Here is a 14,922-nt window from a genome sequence, read left to right on the forward strand (position 1 = left end):
CCAGCCCTACGAAAGAACAGCCGAAACCCACGCCGATCCCTACAACTACCAGGAATCACCTAGAACGGACATATCTCTACCTTGCGAACGCCCTGGGGGTGCCATAGCCGCGAGGTTATGTGAAACCGGGAGAGCCGGGGCAAGCGGTCGATCTTGAGTCACTTTTCTCCTTTGTGGATGGATGTACAGCACTTACAACGAAGGGTCTCTTCCGTAGGTTCACGTGCTCACCACTGAACCCGGCCGACTCGATCCGTTCCTGTCGGCAAAGGACCCTTTGCTGATAGGGCGTCCGATCCGTCCATTGGACACGCCGCGACCACCGGAAATAGGTCCGCTGATCCGATCCGGGCCGATCAGGGTTGACGACAGGGTTTGCTGACAGGTAGACCCTTGGGTGCCGACAGCGACGGATCAAGGAGACAGCGCGGTCATGGCGGATCTGGTCTATACGCGGGTCTCCACGGACGAGCAGAGCACCCAGCGGCAGACGTACCTGCTCGACGCGGTCGGACTCACCGGCGGCGCCGAGGGGGTGCGGATCGTCAGCGATCCGGCGACCTCCTCGAAGATCCCCGCGCTGGAGCGCGCCGGCTTCCGGGAGCTGACCCGCTATGCCCGGCCCGGGGACCGGCTCACCGTCTCCGAGCTGTACCGGCTGTGCCGCGACCTGGCCGACATCCTCGCCCTGCGCGCCTGGTGCCAGCAGCACCAGGTGACATTGCGTGTGCTCTCCGGCGCCCTGTCGAACATCACCGACCTGGCCGCCACCGACGCGACCACCACCATGCTGGTCAACGTGCTCGTCTCCGTCGGGCAGTTCCAACGCGACCTGCAGAACGAACTCACCCGCGAAGGACTCGCCGCGGCCTGGGCCAGCGGCACGATCTCCGGCCGGCGTCCCCGGCACGCCCAGCTCGGTGTAACCGACCAGATCCGCCAGGCGTACCGGAACGGGGCCAGCATCGCCGCCCTGGCCCGCGAGCACAACGTCAGCCGCGGCGCGATCCGCACCGCGATCGCCGATCTGCTGCCCAATCAACCCGACCAGCCCGCACCCGCCGCAACCACAGCGCAAGCGGTCCGTGTAGAGATTCCCGGCAAGCTTGCCCAGCACCTCGCCGACCACACCGACCTCGCCGAAGCCGAGCAACACGCCCTGCGTCGCGGGCGTACGGTCCGGCGCGGTCAGGGCTACAGCCTGCACGTCACCGCACTGCCCGAGGTCCATCACGCCATGCTGGCCGCCGCGGCCACACTCAACACCGACGGGGCGTCCTCCGCCGACCGCAAGGCGTACCGCATCTACAACGACCGGCTGCGCCTCGCCAGCCAGATCACCGCGTAACCCGCCCACACCCGGCCCGGCCCACCGGCCGTCAGCCAACACGACGCCCTCCTCCGCCGTCACCCCGCGGCGCGCCGGGGCATACCAAGATCAAATATTTGGCGGGCTGGGACAGCTACCCAAGCGCGGGGCCATGTCCAGCGACTCGTACCGATCAGCGGCCTCGTCGAGCACACCGGCGATCCCGCCGACCTCGTCGACCCGCTCCCCCGCCGCCTCGATCGCGGCGGCGAACGCGGCCCGGATCTCATCCGGGCCGCTCGCCTCGACGATCATCAGCACTGCCCCGTCAGGTCGGCCACGTACTCGAGCGTCGCGCCGTCGGCCCGGCCGGACCAGCTGTGGCAGGTCACGCCGGCGTCGGTCAGCACACCGGTGGCCCACGTGCACGCCTGGTCGACGTCGGCGGCGCCCAGGGCGTCGTGGTCGGCGTGGGGCTTGTCGTCGGCCAACAGCAGCCAGGCGTCGTCGACCGGGTCGTGCAGCAGCCGCCACTCCCCCACCGGCCCACACCCGCCCGTCGCCGCAGCGGTCGGGTCGCCGGCGTGCACGGCGAGGTACGCCGGCCGGCCGGGCAGGAGCTGCCCTTCGGCCCAGGCGGTGACCTCGATGCCATACCGGTCGGCCAGGCCCTCGGCCGCCCACGCCTGGGCGGCGTGAACGCCATCGGGGTCGCTGAGGTGCTCGGCGTACGCGGCCGGCTCGTCAACCTGCGAGTCGTAGTGCAGCAGCCAGCAGCACGCGTCGTCGTCGTCGAAGGACAGCGAGATCCGCTGCGGACCGGCCGGGGCGGCCGGCTCACTCTCGGGCGGGTCAATGGCGTCGAGGCGGGCCTGCTCCCACGCGCTCGGGGTGTAACCGGCCTGCTCGACCAGGCGGGCCAGCCACGCCGCGTCGCCCTCGTTCCACACCCGATGAGTGCCGCGGGCCTGAACCTCACGCCGAGCGAGGCCAAGAGCGTGCGCGGCGTGCACCCGCACGGTCCATCCAGCGCGACGGACCTGTTCCCACCACTGGTAGTTCGGCAATGTCGGATCCGGGCCGACGCCGGCGGCGAGCAACCACTTGTGGGCGAGCTGCGCGCACTCGCTGCCCGGCGCCCACAGCCACGCGTCGATGATGTCCGCAGCCGTCTGGGGCAGCTTCGGGGCGCGGGCGGCCAACACGGCGGCGGCCTCACCACGGGCGGTCATCGCCTTGCGGCGCTCCCGCTCATCGGTGATGCGCTGCTGCTCGGCGGCGCTGCGGTTGTCAGCCTTCTTGGGCTTCCCGGCCGTCGAGTAGTAGGTGACGCTGCCCCAGGAGTCGACCCCGGCGGCCAGGGCACCGGCCTTGCGGGCCGCCGCGATGGCTTTGGCCCCTTCCAGATGGTACTGCCAGGAGTCGTTGCCGAACTGCTGGGTCGGGTCGATGACCGGGACACCTTCGGCGGCCAGTTTCTTACTCGCGGCGTCAACGACCGCTTGCCGCTCCTGCTGGCGGCGCACCTCCGAAACCAGGTTCGCGGCGGACCAGTGGTGGTATCGGCTGTCCTGACTCAGCCGGTACGCGGCCAGCATCAGCTCCTGGTCGTCGCCGGCGGCGTCGACGAACGCGAGCGCGTCCTTGATCTGCAGGGGCTGCTTCTTCTTCGCCCGGCCGGCCGGCTCCTGATCCTCGTCGTCGGGGGCGCGGCCGGTTTCGAGCTCGGCCAGCAGCGCTTCGGGCAGCCTGAGCAGTTTCAGGCGCTTGGAGACGTGCGACTGGGAGCAGCCGACCTTCGCCGCGATGTCGCGTTGCGTGCGGCCGGCGGCCTCCTGCTCGGCGAAGGCTCGGGCCTCCTCCACCGGACTCAGCGGCGACCGGGCCACGTTCTCGGCGGTCATCACGTCCAGCTGCGCCAGAGGGTCGTCGGCGATCGCGTCCTCGCGCACCAACACGTCCAGGGTGGCGTCCGGATCGTCACCGTAGACGTTGCCGGCCGCCGTACGCCGCCGGGCACCCACCAGCACCACCCACGCGGCATTGGCAAGCTTCTCCGCGTGGGCCGGCCATGCGGCGGCAACCCGCGATGCGGGCAGCACAACTGGCGGCTGGATCACGCCGACCTCGCGAATCGAGGTCTCCAGCTCCCCCAGGTCGTTCAGAACCTTGCGCGGGTTGGCGGGATGGGTCACCACCGACGACAGCGGCACCGCGTGTGAGCGCATCGGTGCGACCGCGGCCACCGGCGGCTGGTACTGATCGGTCGATTCCGGGGAATCAGGCATGATGGGGCGGCTCCTTCGGGGGTTAAAGCGGGGCGGCCGGGATGCTGTCCAGGCTGAGGCCGCCCCGCGATCTAGTTGCGGGATTCCTGCTGCCGCTCGACCAGGTTGATGGCAGAGGCGACCGCGTCCCGCGCGGCGTACAGAGCGTCGAGCACGTTGGCTTCCGATCCGGCCTGCGGCAGAGCCAGGACGTAGGCTCCCTGACCCGCGCTGATCCGCAGGACACCTTCTTGGCGAAGCACCTGTTCGGCGGCTCGGATGGTGTTAAGAGCGGCGCCATAGGCGTCCTGAAGCTCGGCGATGCCGGGCAGCCGGGCGCCGATGGGCCACTCCCCTGCGGCGATCCGCCGCCGGAGGTCGTTTGCAATTTCCAGATACCGACTCACATCAACCACTCTAGAACTCTTGATACTTAAGGGCAAGCAGTGTCCCTCGCGGACGCCTGCGGGGCGGGTCAACCAGGTCGCCTCCGGACGAGGAAACCTCGGGCGGTTAACCGCGGTTAATCAGCGACACGAGCTGGACCGGGCTACTGAGCAGGGCGAGGTCGGCCCTAGCATGACGGGCATCCGAAGTACCGCGCGGCCATACCCGGCCCCGGGAAGCACACGGAATGGAGCCCCGCATGACTCAGGTGCATGTCATCGCCAACCAGAAAGGCGGCGTCGGCAAGACCACGCTCGCCGTGAACCTCGGGGCGGTGACCTACGACGTCCTGGTCAATCCCGAGCCGATCCTGCAGAAGACCGCTGAGGCTATCGGCGACCCGGAGAGTCCGGTCATGGTTGCGTCTACTGACCCGCAGGCTTCTTCGGTCTGGTGGTCTCGACGGGTAGAACGCCAGGGTGGCCTGCCGTTCGACTTCGCGCAGATCGAAGATCCCCGTGATCTCCGAAAGCTGCGGAACCTGCACTACGAGCACATCTTCGTCGACACCCCGGGCTCGCTCGAAGATGAGCGGATCCTTCAAGCCGTGCTCGACGAGGGCGACGACGTCCTGGTGCCGATGGTGCCCGAGCCCCTCTGCTACGACCCGACCGCCCGGACGATCGAGTCCGTCATCGCGCCGCGCGGGATTCCATACCGCGTGGTCGTCAACAGCTGGGATCCGCGGGACGGGCTTCCCGATCTTCAGCAGACCGCGCAGTTCATCCAGCGCAAGGGCTGGCCGATGTGCAACACGGTTGTCAGGCGGTACAAGCTGCACTCCCGCGCCTCTGCCGAGGGCTTGGTAGTCACGCAGTATCCCAAGAACCGGACCGCGATGGAGGCTCGCGAGGACTTCTTCCGCCTGGCTCTGGAGATGGGCTACGGCGGGGTGGCGACGATCCCGAGCCAGCCTGGCGTGCCGAACCTGCAGGAGGTCTGAGGTGGCGGGCAAGCGTGTCAACCTGTCGGACCTCGCGGATGAGCCAGTGCTTCCCGAAGCCCGGGTGCCGGCCTTTGTCGAGTCGGCTCCGCGTACCGCTCGCGTGCATCAGGTCGCTGCGAATCCACTCAACACTCGGGACCTGGCTTCCGACCGGGCCAAGATCCAGAGCATCGCGGACTCCCTGCGGACGAACGGCCAGCTCCAGCCATGTGCCGTAGTGGCGCGAGAGGCGTTCCTGCGGATCTACCCCGAACACGCAACGGCGATCGGTAGCGCCATCTGGGTTCAAGTGACCGGCGGCCGGCGTCGCGCAGCGGCCCTGATGGCGGAACAGCCGAACCTCGACATCGTGGTCAAGAACGGCTTGGCCGACAGCAGGGAGGCGTGGGTCAGCGCCACTGCTGCCGAGAACCTCGATCGCGAGAACCTGGACCCCATTGAGGAGGCTCGGGCCGTACAGCTACTGGCGCAGGAGTGCGGAACCGCCAAGGCGGCAGCCGCTCGACTCTCTCGCACTCCTGCCTGGGTAACGCAACGGCTCAACCTGCTAAAGCTGGCACTGGAGGTTCAGTCGATGCTCAGGGCTGGCGAGGTGCCGTTGCGGGATGTGCGAGATCTCCATCAGCTACCGCCTGAAAAGCAGCTCGATGAGTTGCGGCAGCGGCAGCGGCCCACCACCGAGCCCGAGTTAACCGCGGTTAACGAGCCTGAAGTCGGCGGTGACGTCAACCCGCGCAGCACGCCTACGCGAAGGTCTCCTGCCGCATCTGCCATCCGACGCCTTGGTGGCACCCCTGACAAAATCGCCGAGTCTCTGCGAGCAGAACTGGAGCCAGACGCCCTGCGAGCCTTGGCTGATCTCCTACTGCATGGACCAGCGGCAAACACCGACGCATAGAACGTCAACCGACCCACACGTGTGGCGGCACCCTGAGCTTAGGGTGCCGCCACACGCATTCGAAGACCGCGCAAAGTAGTCAAGCCACTCTTCTGACCATCCGGTGAGGCGGAGTCCAGGGCCGAGCGACCTCGGGTCAGTGGCACCGCCAACGCTGAGCGCCCAGCGCCCAGCGCGCCGGGGGTGCGGGCATCGCTGGGCGTCGGGTCAGCAACGTTCCGGCATGATGCCTGATCCGGGCTGGGGGACCTCAGGCCAGTCGCGCTCGACGGCGGCCGCGCGGGCCGCGGTGACGCCATTGTCCACGCCAGAGCAGCGAGGGCAGGGCACGACCTGGTCATGGTCGTCGACCTCGATCCGGCGGTGCCGGTCGCAGCGTCCGCACCAGGACGCGCGGTCGGCCCGCCGGGTCTCGGCGTCGGTGACCACGGCTGCACGCCGGTGGCCGGCGTGCCGGGCGGCCGGGTTCGGTGGTGCGTCGGGACCGGTGAGGACGTCTTCGAGGATCGCCTTGAGGTAGGCGACCGGATCGCGAGGCGCGGACAGCAGCGGCCGAGGGCGCTGCCGGCTAGCCCAGGTGGTCAGCACCTCGGCAGTCCACTCGTGGCTGAGCGCGGCACCGAGGGTGGCAGCCACACGCGGCAGGGGAGCGTCGGCCAGCCAACGCCAGTGGCCTCGTAGTGCCCGTGCCAGGTCGTACGCCCACTCTGCCCACTCAGGACGTGGGCGAGACCGTCGTCGGCGCTCAGACACCACCTGGACCGGCCTAGGACGCCCTACAGGACGTGACCCGACAACCCCGAAATTTCGCCCACTCGTTATCGGTGAGCGCGAAGCGCCAATCTTCCTCCGGCTCCGCCGGCCTGCCACGACGTGAGAGTGGGCGATTGGCGGTGGAATCAGCAGACCCCGAGACAAGCTGGAGTAAACACTCATACCTTGAGACACCGTGTGGGGGGTGCGGAAATTCTCGGCCTGGTCACGGGCGTGATCGCGGGCGGTGGCCACCGCTTGGCGCATCTGGTGACGGCGCACGCGCTCGCGGTGGTCGACCCATCCGCCGGCGCGGGCGTCCAGCTCGTCGACGCACTCCTGCGCCTCGGTGAGCAGCGCGCGGGCGTGGTCGAGCAGCTCGGCCAGGATGGTCAGCGCGGCCGGCACGTGCGCCGTCTGGGCGGCGGTGTCGCCTCGGTGTAGCGGGGTGATGTCGAAGACGGCCCGCGCCTGGGCGCGGCCGGTGGCGCACCGCTCGGCGTAGCTGAGGCGGCGGCCCTGCTCAACGCGGGTGTGCCAGCCCAGGGCCTCGGCGCGGCGCCAGGCGTCCGTCACGGGGCGGGTGGAGTCGCAGCCGGCGAGCATGGCGGTCTGGGCGCGGCCGGGCATGGCGCGGCGGCCGGAGCGGCGGTCAGAGTCGACGGCCAGCACCGCGCCCACCCGGCCCAACGCGGATCGTCGGCCCCGGCGGCTGGCACGGCTGGCGGCGTCGCGGGCGAGTAGGTCGGCCAGCATCCACACCGGCCGACCCCAACTGTCGCCGGCGTCGAACGCGCTCAGCGTCTCCATCAGGCGCTGGATCCACGCGGTCAGCTCGTCGACCCGCTCGCGGGCTTCCGCCGTCTCGGCGAGCTGCGCGAAGTGCTCGTCGACGGCGGCGGCCTCCAGCGCCTGCGCGTGGGCGTGATCGGCGCGGGCCTGCTCCAGGTAGGAGTACCCACACAGCCAGCAGGTCGCCACCGGCTCGGGCTCACCGCAGGCGGCGCATCCGGTGTCGACGACGTCCTGGACGTCGTCGAGGCGATCGCGCAGGGCGGCGATCAGGTGGTGCCGCTGGGCGGCGTCTCGGCGGTCGGTGCGTCCCCGCCAGCAGGACATGCACAGCGGATCCGAGCCAGCACCGTCACGCGGCAGGCCTTGCTTGTCCCGGCCGGCAGCGGCACAGGACACACACGACACCTGAACACCGGTCGGGTAGACCGGGCGGCGGCGGGCCCCGGGAGGGGCCACCAGGCGGGCCTGCCCGGCGGCGGTGGTCTCGACCAGCAGACGCTGGTCGACCAGGTGCGCCCGGCAGCGGTGCTGACCGGGTACGACGAGCACGGCCGCACTGGTGGCATAGCAGTCGGGGCAGAAGCCGAGCACCGCCACGCGGTCCGGGTCCAACGCCCGGTGGGTTGCCGTGATCATCGCGGCACCGTCGCAGACCCGACGGGCTTACGTCCCGGGCCAAGATCCGCCGCAGTCCGGCGGCGGCTCGGCCGCTCATGGGACAACGTGGCGTAATGGTGGTGCGCGCGCAGGGTGACGACGTCACCGGTGGTGGCACGTAACGAGGAGGGGACTGGGCGCAGGCAGGCGTCGCCGCGACACGCAGTAACCGTGTTCAGAGACAAAAGTGCACCCAGCCCGGAGGTGGGTGCTATGGTGTCCTCCGAGCTTGTTGAGAGCCTCAGACCCTTCCCGCGGCCAAACGATCGGGGTCTGGGGCTCTGTTTTTTTATGGAGTTAGTGGTGGTTGAGCGCTGACGCTCCCTCAAGATCAATTCAGGGGCATGACCCGTGGATCTTACGGTGACTCTCACCGCCGCAGGCACCCCAACACGCTTCGAATCCAGCGAACCCGCACAGTCCTGTGTGGACCCGGGGTCAAAATCTGGACATACTCCCACAAGCCAGGCGGGCTTATGAGGCAAAAGGATTCGCCTACATGTCGCCGAATAGGCGGCCCGACGATTCAGGCCGCCTATTCGCGCGCAATGAATGATCATTCAGGAAGATGGATGGTTTCGAAGTGGACTGCACCGCTGTCGCCGTCGTGGGCGTACAACTCGCCGTAACGGTCGGCGGGGCCGTCGACGGCGGCGAGTAGCCGCATCGCCTGCCGGCTCGCCGTCTCGGGGTCGCTGGCGGTGAAGTAGCTGACGGCCTGGGGGTTGTCCGGTTCTGGGTCGGTGACGATGTCGAGCCGGTACTCGTCGGTGGTACCGAGGACGGCGGTGGCGAACTGTGGGCGGATCATCGTGTTCACCGGCCCCAGATCGCCAAGGCGGCGGTGACGGCCGCGCCGACGTATCCGGCAAGCAGCAGCGGTACCGCGTGAGCGATCGCGTTGTACTTGGCCCGTGTGGCGCGGGAGAGCCACCACAGCTCGCGGGCGCGGGTCAGCGGCGTCATCTGCGGGACCTGGTCGGCGTCGCCGCCCGCGATGCGGGCCAGGACGTCCTGGGCGGTGTCGGCATCGGCGTAGGCCACGAATCCGAAATCACCACCCAAGCGCGGCCGGCTGGCCAGCAGAAGCAGCGCCACCGCAACCAGGACCACCACGGCGGTGACCGCGCCGGCCCGCAGCGCGGACGGGGGGAGGTGACCGCCGGCTCCCGCGCCGCCGAGCACGGCCAGGCCGGCGCCGAGCAGCACCCCGGCCATCTGCAGGTAGCCGCTGGCTTTGGGGTCGATGCGGGCCAGCTCGGCGCGGACGGTGGCGACCTCGGCGTCCAGAGCGGCGGTGACGGTGCCCCGGCCGCACGCTGAGGCGTGCGCGCCGGCGCGGGCGAGGATCTCCAGGTCGGAGAAGTCGCGGTCGGTGGTGCCACAGCCGGTGCACCGGGAGGTGCTGTCGGCGAGGCTGGTGGAGATCTGCACGAGCACGGCGTGCGCGCCGGCGGTGGGGATCTGGAAGTGGCGGTGCTGGCCGCGAAGGTCGCTGGCGTAGGCCGCGCCGAGGTAGGTCGGGTCACCCGGATCGGGCACCATAGGGGGTAACTCCTTCGTCTGATGCGGATGTGGAGTTGGCGGGCGGCCCTGGCTGTAGGAGGCGTGGGCCGCCCGCCGTGTTGGGTCAGTACGTGGTGTCGGCGACCGTGCGGCGGGCCCGCCGGTCGGTGAGGCTGTCCAGGATGTCGCCGAGCGAGGGGCCGCTGCTGGCGGCGTAGGCGGGCAGGGACAGCGTCAGCCACACCGCGGCGGTCAGCCCGGCGGCGGCCGGGCCGGCTCCGGCGGGTGCGCCGGTGTAGACGGCGGCCGCGGTGAGCGCGCCGATGGCGGCCCAGCCGATGCGGGCGTAGGTGGAGCCGGTCAGCGCGCCGAGGTAGAGCACGCCGAGGGCGACCAGCCAGGTGATCCACAGGTCGCGGCCGGTGGCGGGCAGGCCGGCGGTGTGGGTGTCGAGGTAGGCGCGCATTGGGTCGGAGATGCTGTGGGTGATCGGCCCGCCGGCAATCCACGCGCCGGTAGCGTCGAGGCCGGCGTCGATACCGCCGATGAGCTTGGGGACGATGACCCAGATCGCCCACAGCAGCACGCTGAGCAGGGCGAGGGCGGCCAGGGCGACCGCGCCGAGCGGCCAGTTGTCGCGGATGAACAGCGTGGTGCGGTTGTCGCGCCACCAGTCGGTCAGTGCCCGCCAGCGGCCGGTGCCTGCCTCGGTGGCGCGGATGTGGTCGATGGGGGCGAGGTCCTGCTCGCTGGAGGTGGGGGTGTGCACTGGGGCTCTCCTTCGTCTCGTGGACCGATCAGCGGCGGGCGCCGCTGCGGGGGAAGGGCAGCACCGTCGCGTCGGTGCTGTCCGTGGTGTCGGTGGGGGAGTCGCCGCCGAGGGCGGCGAGCAGGTCGGGCAGCTCGTCGACGGCGACGAGCACGTCGCGGGCCTTGGAGCCTTCGGAGGGGCCGACCACGCGCATCTGGTCCATCTGGTCCATGAGCCGGCCGGCTTTGGCGAAGCCGATGCGCAGCTTGCGTTGCAGCATCGAGGTCGAGCCGAATTGGCTGGTGACGATCAGTTCGGCGGCCTCGCGCAGCAGAGCCCGCTCGTCGTCGTCGAGCCCGCCAATGACCGTGGTGTCCACGGCCGGGCCCGCCGGGGCCTCGGCGGCCGGCGGCGCCACGGTGGCCGGCGTGGCGGTTTGCCCGCCGGGGGCGGCCTGGCCGCGCCAGTGCTCGACGACGGCGGTGACCTCGGCGTCGGACACCCACGCGCCCTGGATCCGGACCGGCGTGGACGCGCCCATGGGCAGGAACAGGCCGTCGCCCTTGCCGAGCAGCTTCTCCGCGCCGGGCTGGTCGAGGATGACCCGGGAGTCGGTCAGGGAGCTGGTGGCGAACGCGAGCCGAGACGGCACGTTGGCCTTGATCAGCCCGGTCACCACGTCCACCGAAGGGCGCTGGGTCGCGAGGACAAGGTGGATGCCGGCGGCGCGGGCGAGCTGGGTAATCCGCACGACCGCGTCCTCGACGTCGCGGGGGGCGACCATCATCAGGTCGGCCAGCTCGTCGACGACCACCACCAGGTACGGGTACGGCTTGAGGGCGCGTCCGCTGGGCGCGGTGGCGGTGATCTGCCCGGCGTGGACTTTGCGGTTGAAGTCGTCGATGTTGCGTACGCCGGCGAGGGACATGTCGTCGTAGCGCAGGTCCATCTCCTGCACGACCCAGTCCAGGGCCTCGGCGGCCTTACGCGGGTTGGTGACGATCGGGGTGACCAGGTGGGGGATGCCGGCGTAGGCGGTCAGCTCGACGCGCTTGGGGTCGATCAGCAGCAGCCGCACCTCGTCGGGCGTCGCCCGGGTCAGGATCGACACGAGCAGGGTGTTCAGGCAGCCCGACTTCCCGGCGCCGGTGGCGCCGCCCAGGAGCAGGTGCGGCATGGTCGCCAGGTTCGCGGTGACGGCCTTGCCGTCGATGTCTGTGCCCAGGCCGACGAGCAGGCGGTGCCCGTCGCGGGCGGCGCGGGAGCGGATGACGTCGCCGAGGGTCACGATCTCGCGGTCGGGGTTGGGTACCTCCACGCCGACGGCACTCTTGCCGGGGATCGGGGAGAGCAGCCGCACCTCGGGCTGGCCGACGACGTAGGCGAAGTTGCGCGCCAGGCCGATGACCTTCTCGACCTTCACGCCGGGACCGATGGTGATCTCGTAGCGGGTGACGGTCGGCCCGCGACGCGCGCCGGACACCTTCGCCGCGACCTTGAAGTCGTCCAGGACGCCCTGCAGGTCCTGCTTGACGGTGTCGGTGGCCACGGTGCGCCGCTGCGGCGGGTCGCCGGCGGCCAGGACGGTCAGCGGCGGTAGTTGGTAGCCGCCCGTCGTCACGGGCGCTGCGGCGGCCGTCGGCGCGGCTGTGGTGGCCACGGTGGGCTGGTGGCGCGGCAGGGGCGGGCGAGGCATGGATTCCGCGGAATTGACCACCGGGGCCGGGGCCGGTCGCGCCGCCGCTGCGGTGCTCGGGCGCGGGGCGGGCGGCACGTCGAGGTCGTCGTCGGGGTCGACGTCGTCGAACCGGTCGAAGTCGTCGTCGACGTCGGCGGGCGGGGCCGGGCGGCGGCGGGCGGCGGCGAGGGTGGCCACCACGGCGACCGGGGTGATGCCGGTGGTGGCGGTGAGCCCGGCGGCGACCAGGCCGAGCAGCACCGGGATCGCGCCCCACGCGCTGACCACCGCGTCGAGGCCGCCGGTGATCTGGCCGAGCAGCCCGCCCGCGCCGGTGGCGGCCAGGTCCAGCAGGCCGGCGAGGCCGGTGGCGGTCAGCAGGATGCCAGCGGCCTGGGCGAGAATCCGCACGGTGTGCGCGCCGGCGGGGTGGCGCATGGCCTGGATGGCGAGCCAGATCAGCGGTGCCGGTGCGGCGATGGCGAGGTGGCCGAGCAGCCCCTCGGTGATGTCGGCCGGGATGCCCAGGATCCGGCCGGGCAGGCCGGCGGGGTGGGTCCACACGGCGGCCGCGGTGATGACGCCGGTGATCAGCAGCGCGAGGCCGGCGGTGTCGTGGCCGGGCAGGTCGACACCGGGGGTGCGGTGCGGGCTGGGCAGTTTGCGGGCGAGCCGGCCGGCGCCGCGTGCGGTGCCGTGCCAGGTGGCCCGGGTGGCCGCAGCGCACCAGCGGGCGAACTCGCCGGCGTGGTCGACCTCGGGTTGCTTCTTGCGGGGGCGGCGGGCGGTGCTGGCCATCGGGGGGTTCTCCTTGTCCGGACCGGGTGGTGCACGGCAGGGCTCAGGTGGGCTTGGCGGCCGCCGCGAGAGCCGACCCCGGTGCGGTCGGCTGTCACGGCGGCGGTCAGGCCGAGATGGTCCAGGGGCCGTTGCGCTGGGCGGGTGGGCTGATCCGGCCGGCGTCCTTGAGCCGGGTCAGCAGGGCGTAGAGCTGCGACTGGTTGACCGGGCAGTCGGGGCGGTCCAGCAGGGCCTGCGCGGAGGCGGGTCCGCGGCGCAGGCACGCCAGGACCCACTCGGCGCTGGTCTGCGGGGCTTCCTGCTCCACCACTGCGGTGCTGGTCTTGCGGCCGGCGCCGAACGCGGCGCGCAGCTTGTCCACGGCGCTACCGCCGCCGGGGGTGGTCATGGCCGTCTTGGCGGGGGCGCGGTACCCGGGCAGCACGATGGGGCTCTTGGGGTCGACCTCGGGCACGTTCCACCGCACCGGCACACGGGGGGCGGCAGCGGCGGCGGCGGCCTCGTCGAGGTGCGGAACGCGGCAGAGCATGCCGACGCGGCCGCCGTTTCGCAGGTAGCCCATGCCGGCGGTGGTCTTCCCGTCGATCTCGGCCTGCAGGGCGAACGGGTCACCGACGAAGTCGTCGGGCAGGATCGTGGTACCGCTACCTCGGTTGGACAGGCGCAGGATCAGGGCGTTGCCGGCGACCACGGCGTCACGCAGCCGCACCGACCCGCCGAGGGACTTCATCTGCGGCAGCTGGGTGGCCAGAACGATGCCGACGCCGGTCTTGCGCATCGTCTCGGCAGCCTGCTCGATCAACGCCACCAGCGGGGTGTTCGGGATCAGGATCAGCTGGCACTCGTCGATAATCACGACGAGGGCGCGCAGGCCGAGGGCCTTGACGCGGGGGTCGTTCTCGTCGAAGGCCTCGACGCCGGCGTCGCCGAGCAGCTGGGCGCGGCGCATCACCTCGGCGTGCACCCGGCGGCCCAGCAGCGCGCTCTTGTCGACGCCCGGGTGGTAGTCCACGGCGTCCTTCCACGCGGGCAGGGACTGGCCGTTCTGCGGGTCGCCGACGGCGACCTGGACGCCGCCTTCGAGCAGGTTCGCGATCAGCGCGCCGAGTGCGCGGGACTTCCCGGCTCCGGTGGAGCCGACGATCAGGCCGCCGAGGACCCCGTAGTTGGGCCGGGACGCGATCCAGTTGCCGGGGGAGCCGTCGGCGAATCGGGCGATCTCGAAGCGGCCGCCGTTGTAGGTGGGGCCGGTCCACGTCACGCCGCCCTCGATGTAGGACCGCTCGACCAGGACCACCCGCACCCATGCCCGCTTGCCGGTGGAGCGCCAGCCGATCGCGCCCTCGTTGAGGTCCAGGGCGACCTCCACGTCCGGGCCGGACTTGAACAGCGGGCCGGGCTTCGTGCCGGGGGTCAGGCGCACCAGGGCCTCGGTGACACCCGGGCGCGGCTCGATCGCCTGGATGAGGTTCGTGCCCTCGCACACCTTCGCGGCGAGCACCTCGCGCTCCCAGCGGCGCTGCCAGTGCGCGGTCAGCGGGTCGATCACGTCGGCGGGCTCGGCGGCCAGCACCGGCGCGGGCGCGGGCGGCGGGGTGTGGTGTCGCAGGTGGTGCCACCATGGCCACCCCAGCACCGCACCCAGCAGGGCCGGCACCGCGATGGTCAGCGTGGGGTGCGCGGCCATCGCGGCCGGGCCGCCCCCAGCGACGGTCGCCACGGCGCACCCGCCGAGCACCACGGCGATCGCGGCCCGCCACGCACGCACGGTACGGGAGCGGGCCTTCCAGCCGGCGGCGGTGGCGGCGATGGCCAGGGCGACGATCCCGACGGTCTGCCACGACAGCCCGAGGGGCCCGGCCACCCATGCGAGGGCCAGCTCCGCGGCGACCCAGTAGACCGGCAGCAGCCGCCGCCAGCTGCGCTTGATGATCCACGCCAGGGCGTAGGCGGTGACGGCGAGCAGGGCGGTCAGGGCGCGGCCGAGCGCGGCCGTGCGGTCCGCGCGGATCTCTTCAGCGGTCCGGGTCGACATCGCGGGCTCCTCTGTGCGGGGCTGGCAGGGGGTTGGTTCGAGGGGGTGGGGGTGGGCCCCGGGGCGGTGCGCGCCCCGG

At 71.3% G+C, this 14,922-nt stretch carries 12 protein-coding genes; 3 read left to right on the forward strand and 9 right to left on the reverse strand.

Features of this window, described 5'->3' with window-relative positions; all coding sequences use genetic code 11:
- Positions 1 to 433 precede the first annotated feature (433 nt).
- Positions 434 to 1,348 (forward strand): recombinase family protein, encoded by a 915-nt coding sequence (locus tag AB0H52_RS24875; protein ID WP_357950327.1) that lies wholly within the window; start codon positions 434 to 436, stop codon positions 1,346 to 1,348.
- 90 nt (positions 1,349 to 1,438) lie between these two features.
- On the opposite strand, the gene AB0H52_RS24880 is transcribed toward AB0H52_RS24875, so the two are convergent.
- The 3 genes from AB0H52_RS24880 to AB0H52_RS24890 form a co-directional block, all read right to left on the reverse strand.
- The gene (locus AB0H52_RS24880; RefSeq protein WP_357950330.1) at positions 1,439 to 1,624 is read right to left on the reverse strand and encodes a hypothetical protein; all 186 of its coding nucleotides are present in this window, start codon (positions 1,622 to 1,624) and stop codon (positions 1,439 to 1,441) included.
- Positions 1,624 to 3,597, reverse strand: coding sequence for a ParB/RepB/Spo0J family partition protein (locus AB0H52_RS24885; protein WP_357950333.1), 1,974 nt, complete (start codon positions 3,595 to 3,597; stop codon positions 1,624 to 1,626). The genes AB0H52_RS24880 and AB0H52_RS24885 overlap by 1 nt, the downstream gene beginning before the upstream one ends.
- 71 nt (positions 3,598 to 3,668) lie before the next feature.
- A complete protein-coding gene (locus tag AB0H52_RS24890; protein ID WP_357950336.1) occupies positions 3,669 to 3,983 on the reverse strand; it encodes a winged helix-turn-helix domain-containing protein in 315 nt (104 codons plus the stop codon).
- A 239-nt stretch (positions 3,984 to 4,222) separates the two neighbouring features.
- Here AB0H52_RS24890 and AB0H52_RS24895 point away from each other — a divergent pair, with 239 nt between their 5' ends.
- Both AB0H52_RS24895 and AB0H52_RS24900 read left to right on the forward strand, forming a co-directional pair.
- Positions 4,223 to 4,966, forward strand: a complete 744-nt coding sequence (locus AB0H52_RS24895; protein WP_357950339.1) for a ParA family protein — start codon at positions 4,223 to 4,225, stop codon at positions 4,964 to 4,966.
- 1 nt (position 4,967) lies between these two features.
- Positions 4,968 to 5,867 carry a ParB/RepB/Spo0J family partition protein gene (locus AB0H52_RS24900; protein ID WP_357950342.1) on the forward strand — a complete coding sequence of 300 codons (900 nt, stop codon included), beginning with the start codon at positions 4,968 to 4,970 and terminating at the stop codon, positions 5,865 to 5,867.
- Between the two features lie 207 nt (positions 5,868 to 6,074).
- On the opposite strand, the gene AB0H52_RS24905 is transcribed toward AB0H52_RS24900, so the two are convergent.
- The 6 genes from AB0H52_RS24905 to AB0H52_RS24930 all read right to left on the reverse strand — a co-directional run bounded on the left by AB0H52_RS24905 (position 6,075) and on the right by AB0H52_RS24930 (position 14,843).
- The gene (locus tag AB0H52_RS24905; RefSeq protein WP_357950345.1) at positions 6,075 to 8,051 is read right to left on the reverse strand and encodes a hypothetical protein; all 1,977 of its coding nucleotides are present in this window, start codon (positions 8,049 to 8,051) and stop codon (positions 6,075 to 6,077) included.
- 577 nt (positions 8,052 to 8,628) lie between these two features.
- Entirely contained in the window at positions 8,629 to 8,883 is a 255-nt protein-coding gene (locus AB0H52_RS24910; RefSeq protein ID WP_357950348.1) for a hypothetical protein, read from the reverse strand.
- Between the two features lie 5 nt (positions 8,884 to 8,888).
- Entirely contained in the window at positions 8,889 to 9,617 is a 729-nt protein-coding gene (locus tag AB0H52_RS24915; protein ID WP_357950351.1) for a Pycsar system effector family protein, read from the reverse strand.
- Between the two features lie 85 nt (positions 9,618 to 9,702).
- Complete coding sequence (locus AB0H52_RS24920) at positions 9,703 to 10,347, reverse strand: hypothetical protein (protein WP_357950354.1); 645 nt, start codon at positions 10,345 to 10,347, stop codon at positions 9,703 to 9,705.
- Positions 10,348 to 10,375: 28 nt separating this feature from the next.
- Positions 10,376 to 12,805, reverse strand: a complete 2,430-nt coding sequence (locus AB0H52_RS24925) for a DNA translocase FtsK (protein ID WP_357950357.1) — start codon at positions 12,803 to 12,805, stop codon at positions 10,376 to 10,378.
- Between the two features lie 106 nt (positions 12,806 to 12,911).
- Positions 12,912 to 14,843: an ATP-binding protein gene (locus AB0H52_RS24930; RefSeq protein ID WP_357950360.1), complete on the reverse strand. Its 1,932-nt coding sequence runs from the start codon at positions 14,841 to 14,843 to the stop codon at positions 12,912 to 12,914.
- Positions 14,844 to 14,922 lie beyond the last annotated feature (79 nt).

The organism is Micromonospora sp. NPDC050695 (assembly GCF_040654415.1).
Lineage (GTDB): Bacteria > Actinomycetota > Actinomycetes > Mycobacteriales > Micromonosporaceae > Micromonospora.

Bases quoted from the DNA above. Each gene is read 5' to 3' on its own strand.
- AB0H52_RS24875 (WP_357950327.1), top strand. From the start codon at position 434: ATGGCGGATCTGGTCTATACGCGGGTCTCCACGGACGAGCAGAGCACC.
- AB0H52_RS24880 (WP_357950330.1), bottom strand. From the start codon at position 1,624: ATGATCGTCGAGGCGAGCGGCCCGGATGAGATCCGGGCCGCGTTCGCC.
- AB0H52_RS24885 (WP_357950333.1), bottom strand. From the start codon at position 3,597: ATGCCTGATTCCCCGGAATCGACCGATCAGTACCAGCCGCCGGTGGCC.
- AB0H52_RS24895 (WP_357950339.1), top strand. From the start codon at position 4,223: ATGACTCAGGTGCATGTCATCGCCAACCAGAAAGGCGGCGTCGGCAAG.
- AB0H52_RS24905 (WP_357950345.1), bottom strand. From the start codon at position 8,051: ATGATCACGGCAACCCACCGGGCGTTGGACCCGGACCGCGTGGCGGTG.
- AB0H52_RS24910 (WP_357950348.1), bottom strand. From the start codon at position 8,883: ATGATCCGCCCACAGTTCGCCACCGCCGTCCTCGGTACCACCGACGAG.
- AB0H52_RS24915 (WP_357950351.1), bottom strand. From the start codon at position 9,617: ATGGTGCCCGATCCGGGTGACCCGACCTACCTCGGCGCGGCCTACGCC.
- AB0H52_RS24925 (WP_357950357.1), bottom strand. From the start codon at position 12,805: ATGGCCAGCACCGCCCGCCGCCCCCGCAAGAAGCAACCCGAGGTCGAC.
- AB0H52_RS24930 (WP_357950360.1), bottom strand. From the start codon at position 14,843: ATGTCGACCCGGACCGCTGAAGAGATCCGCGCGGACCGCACGGCCGCG.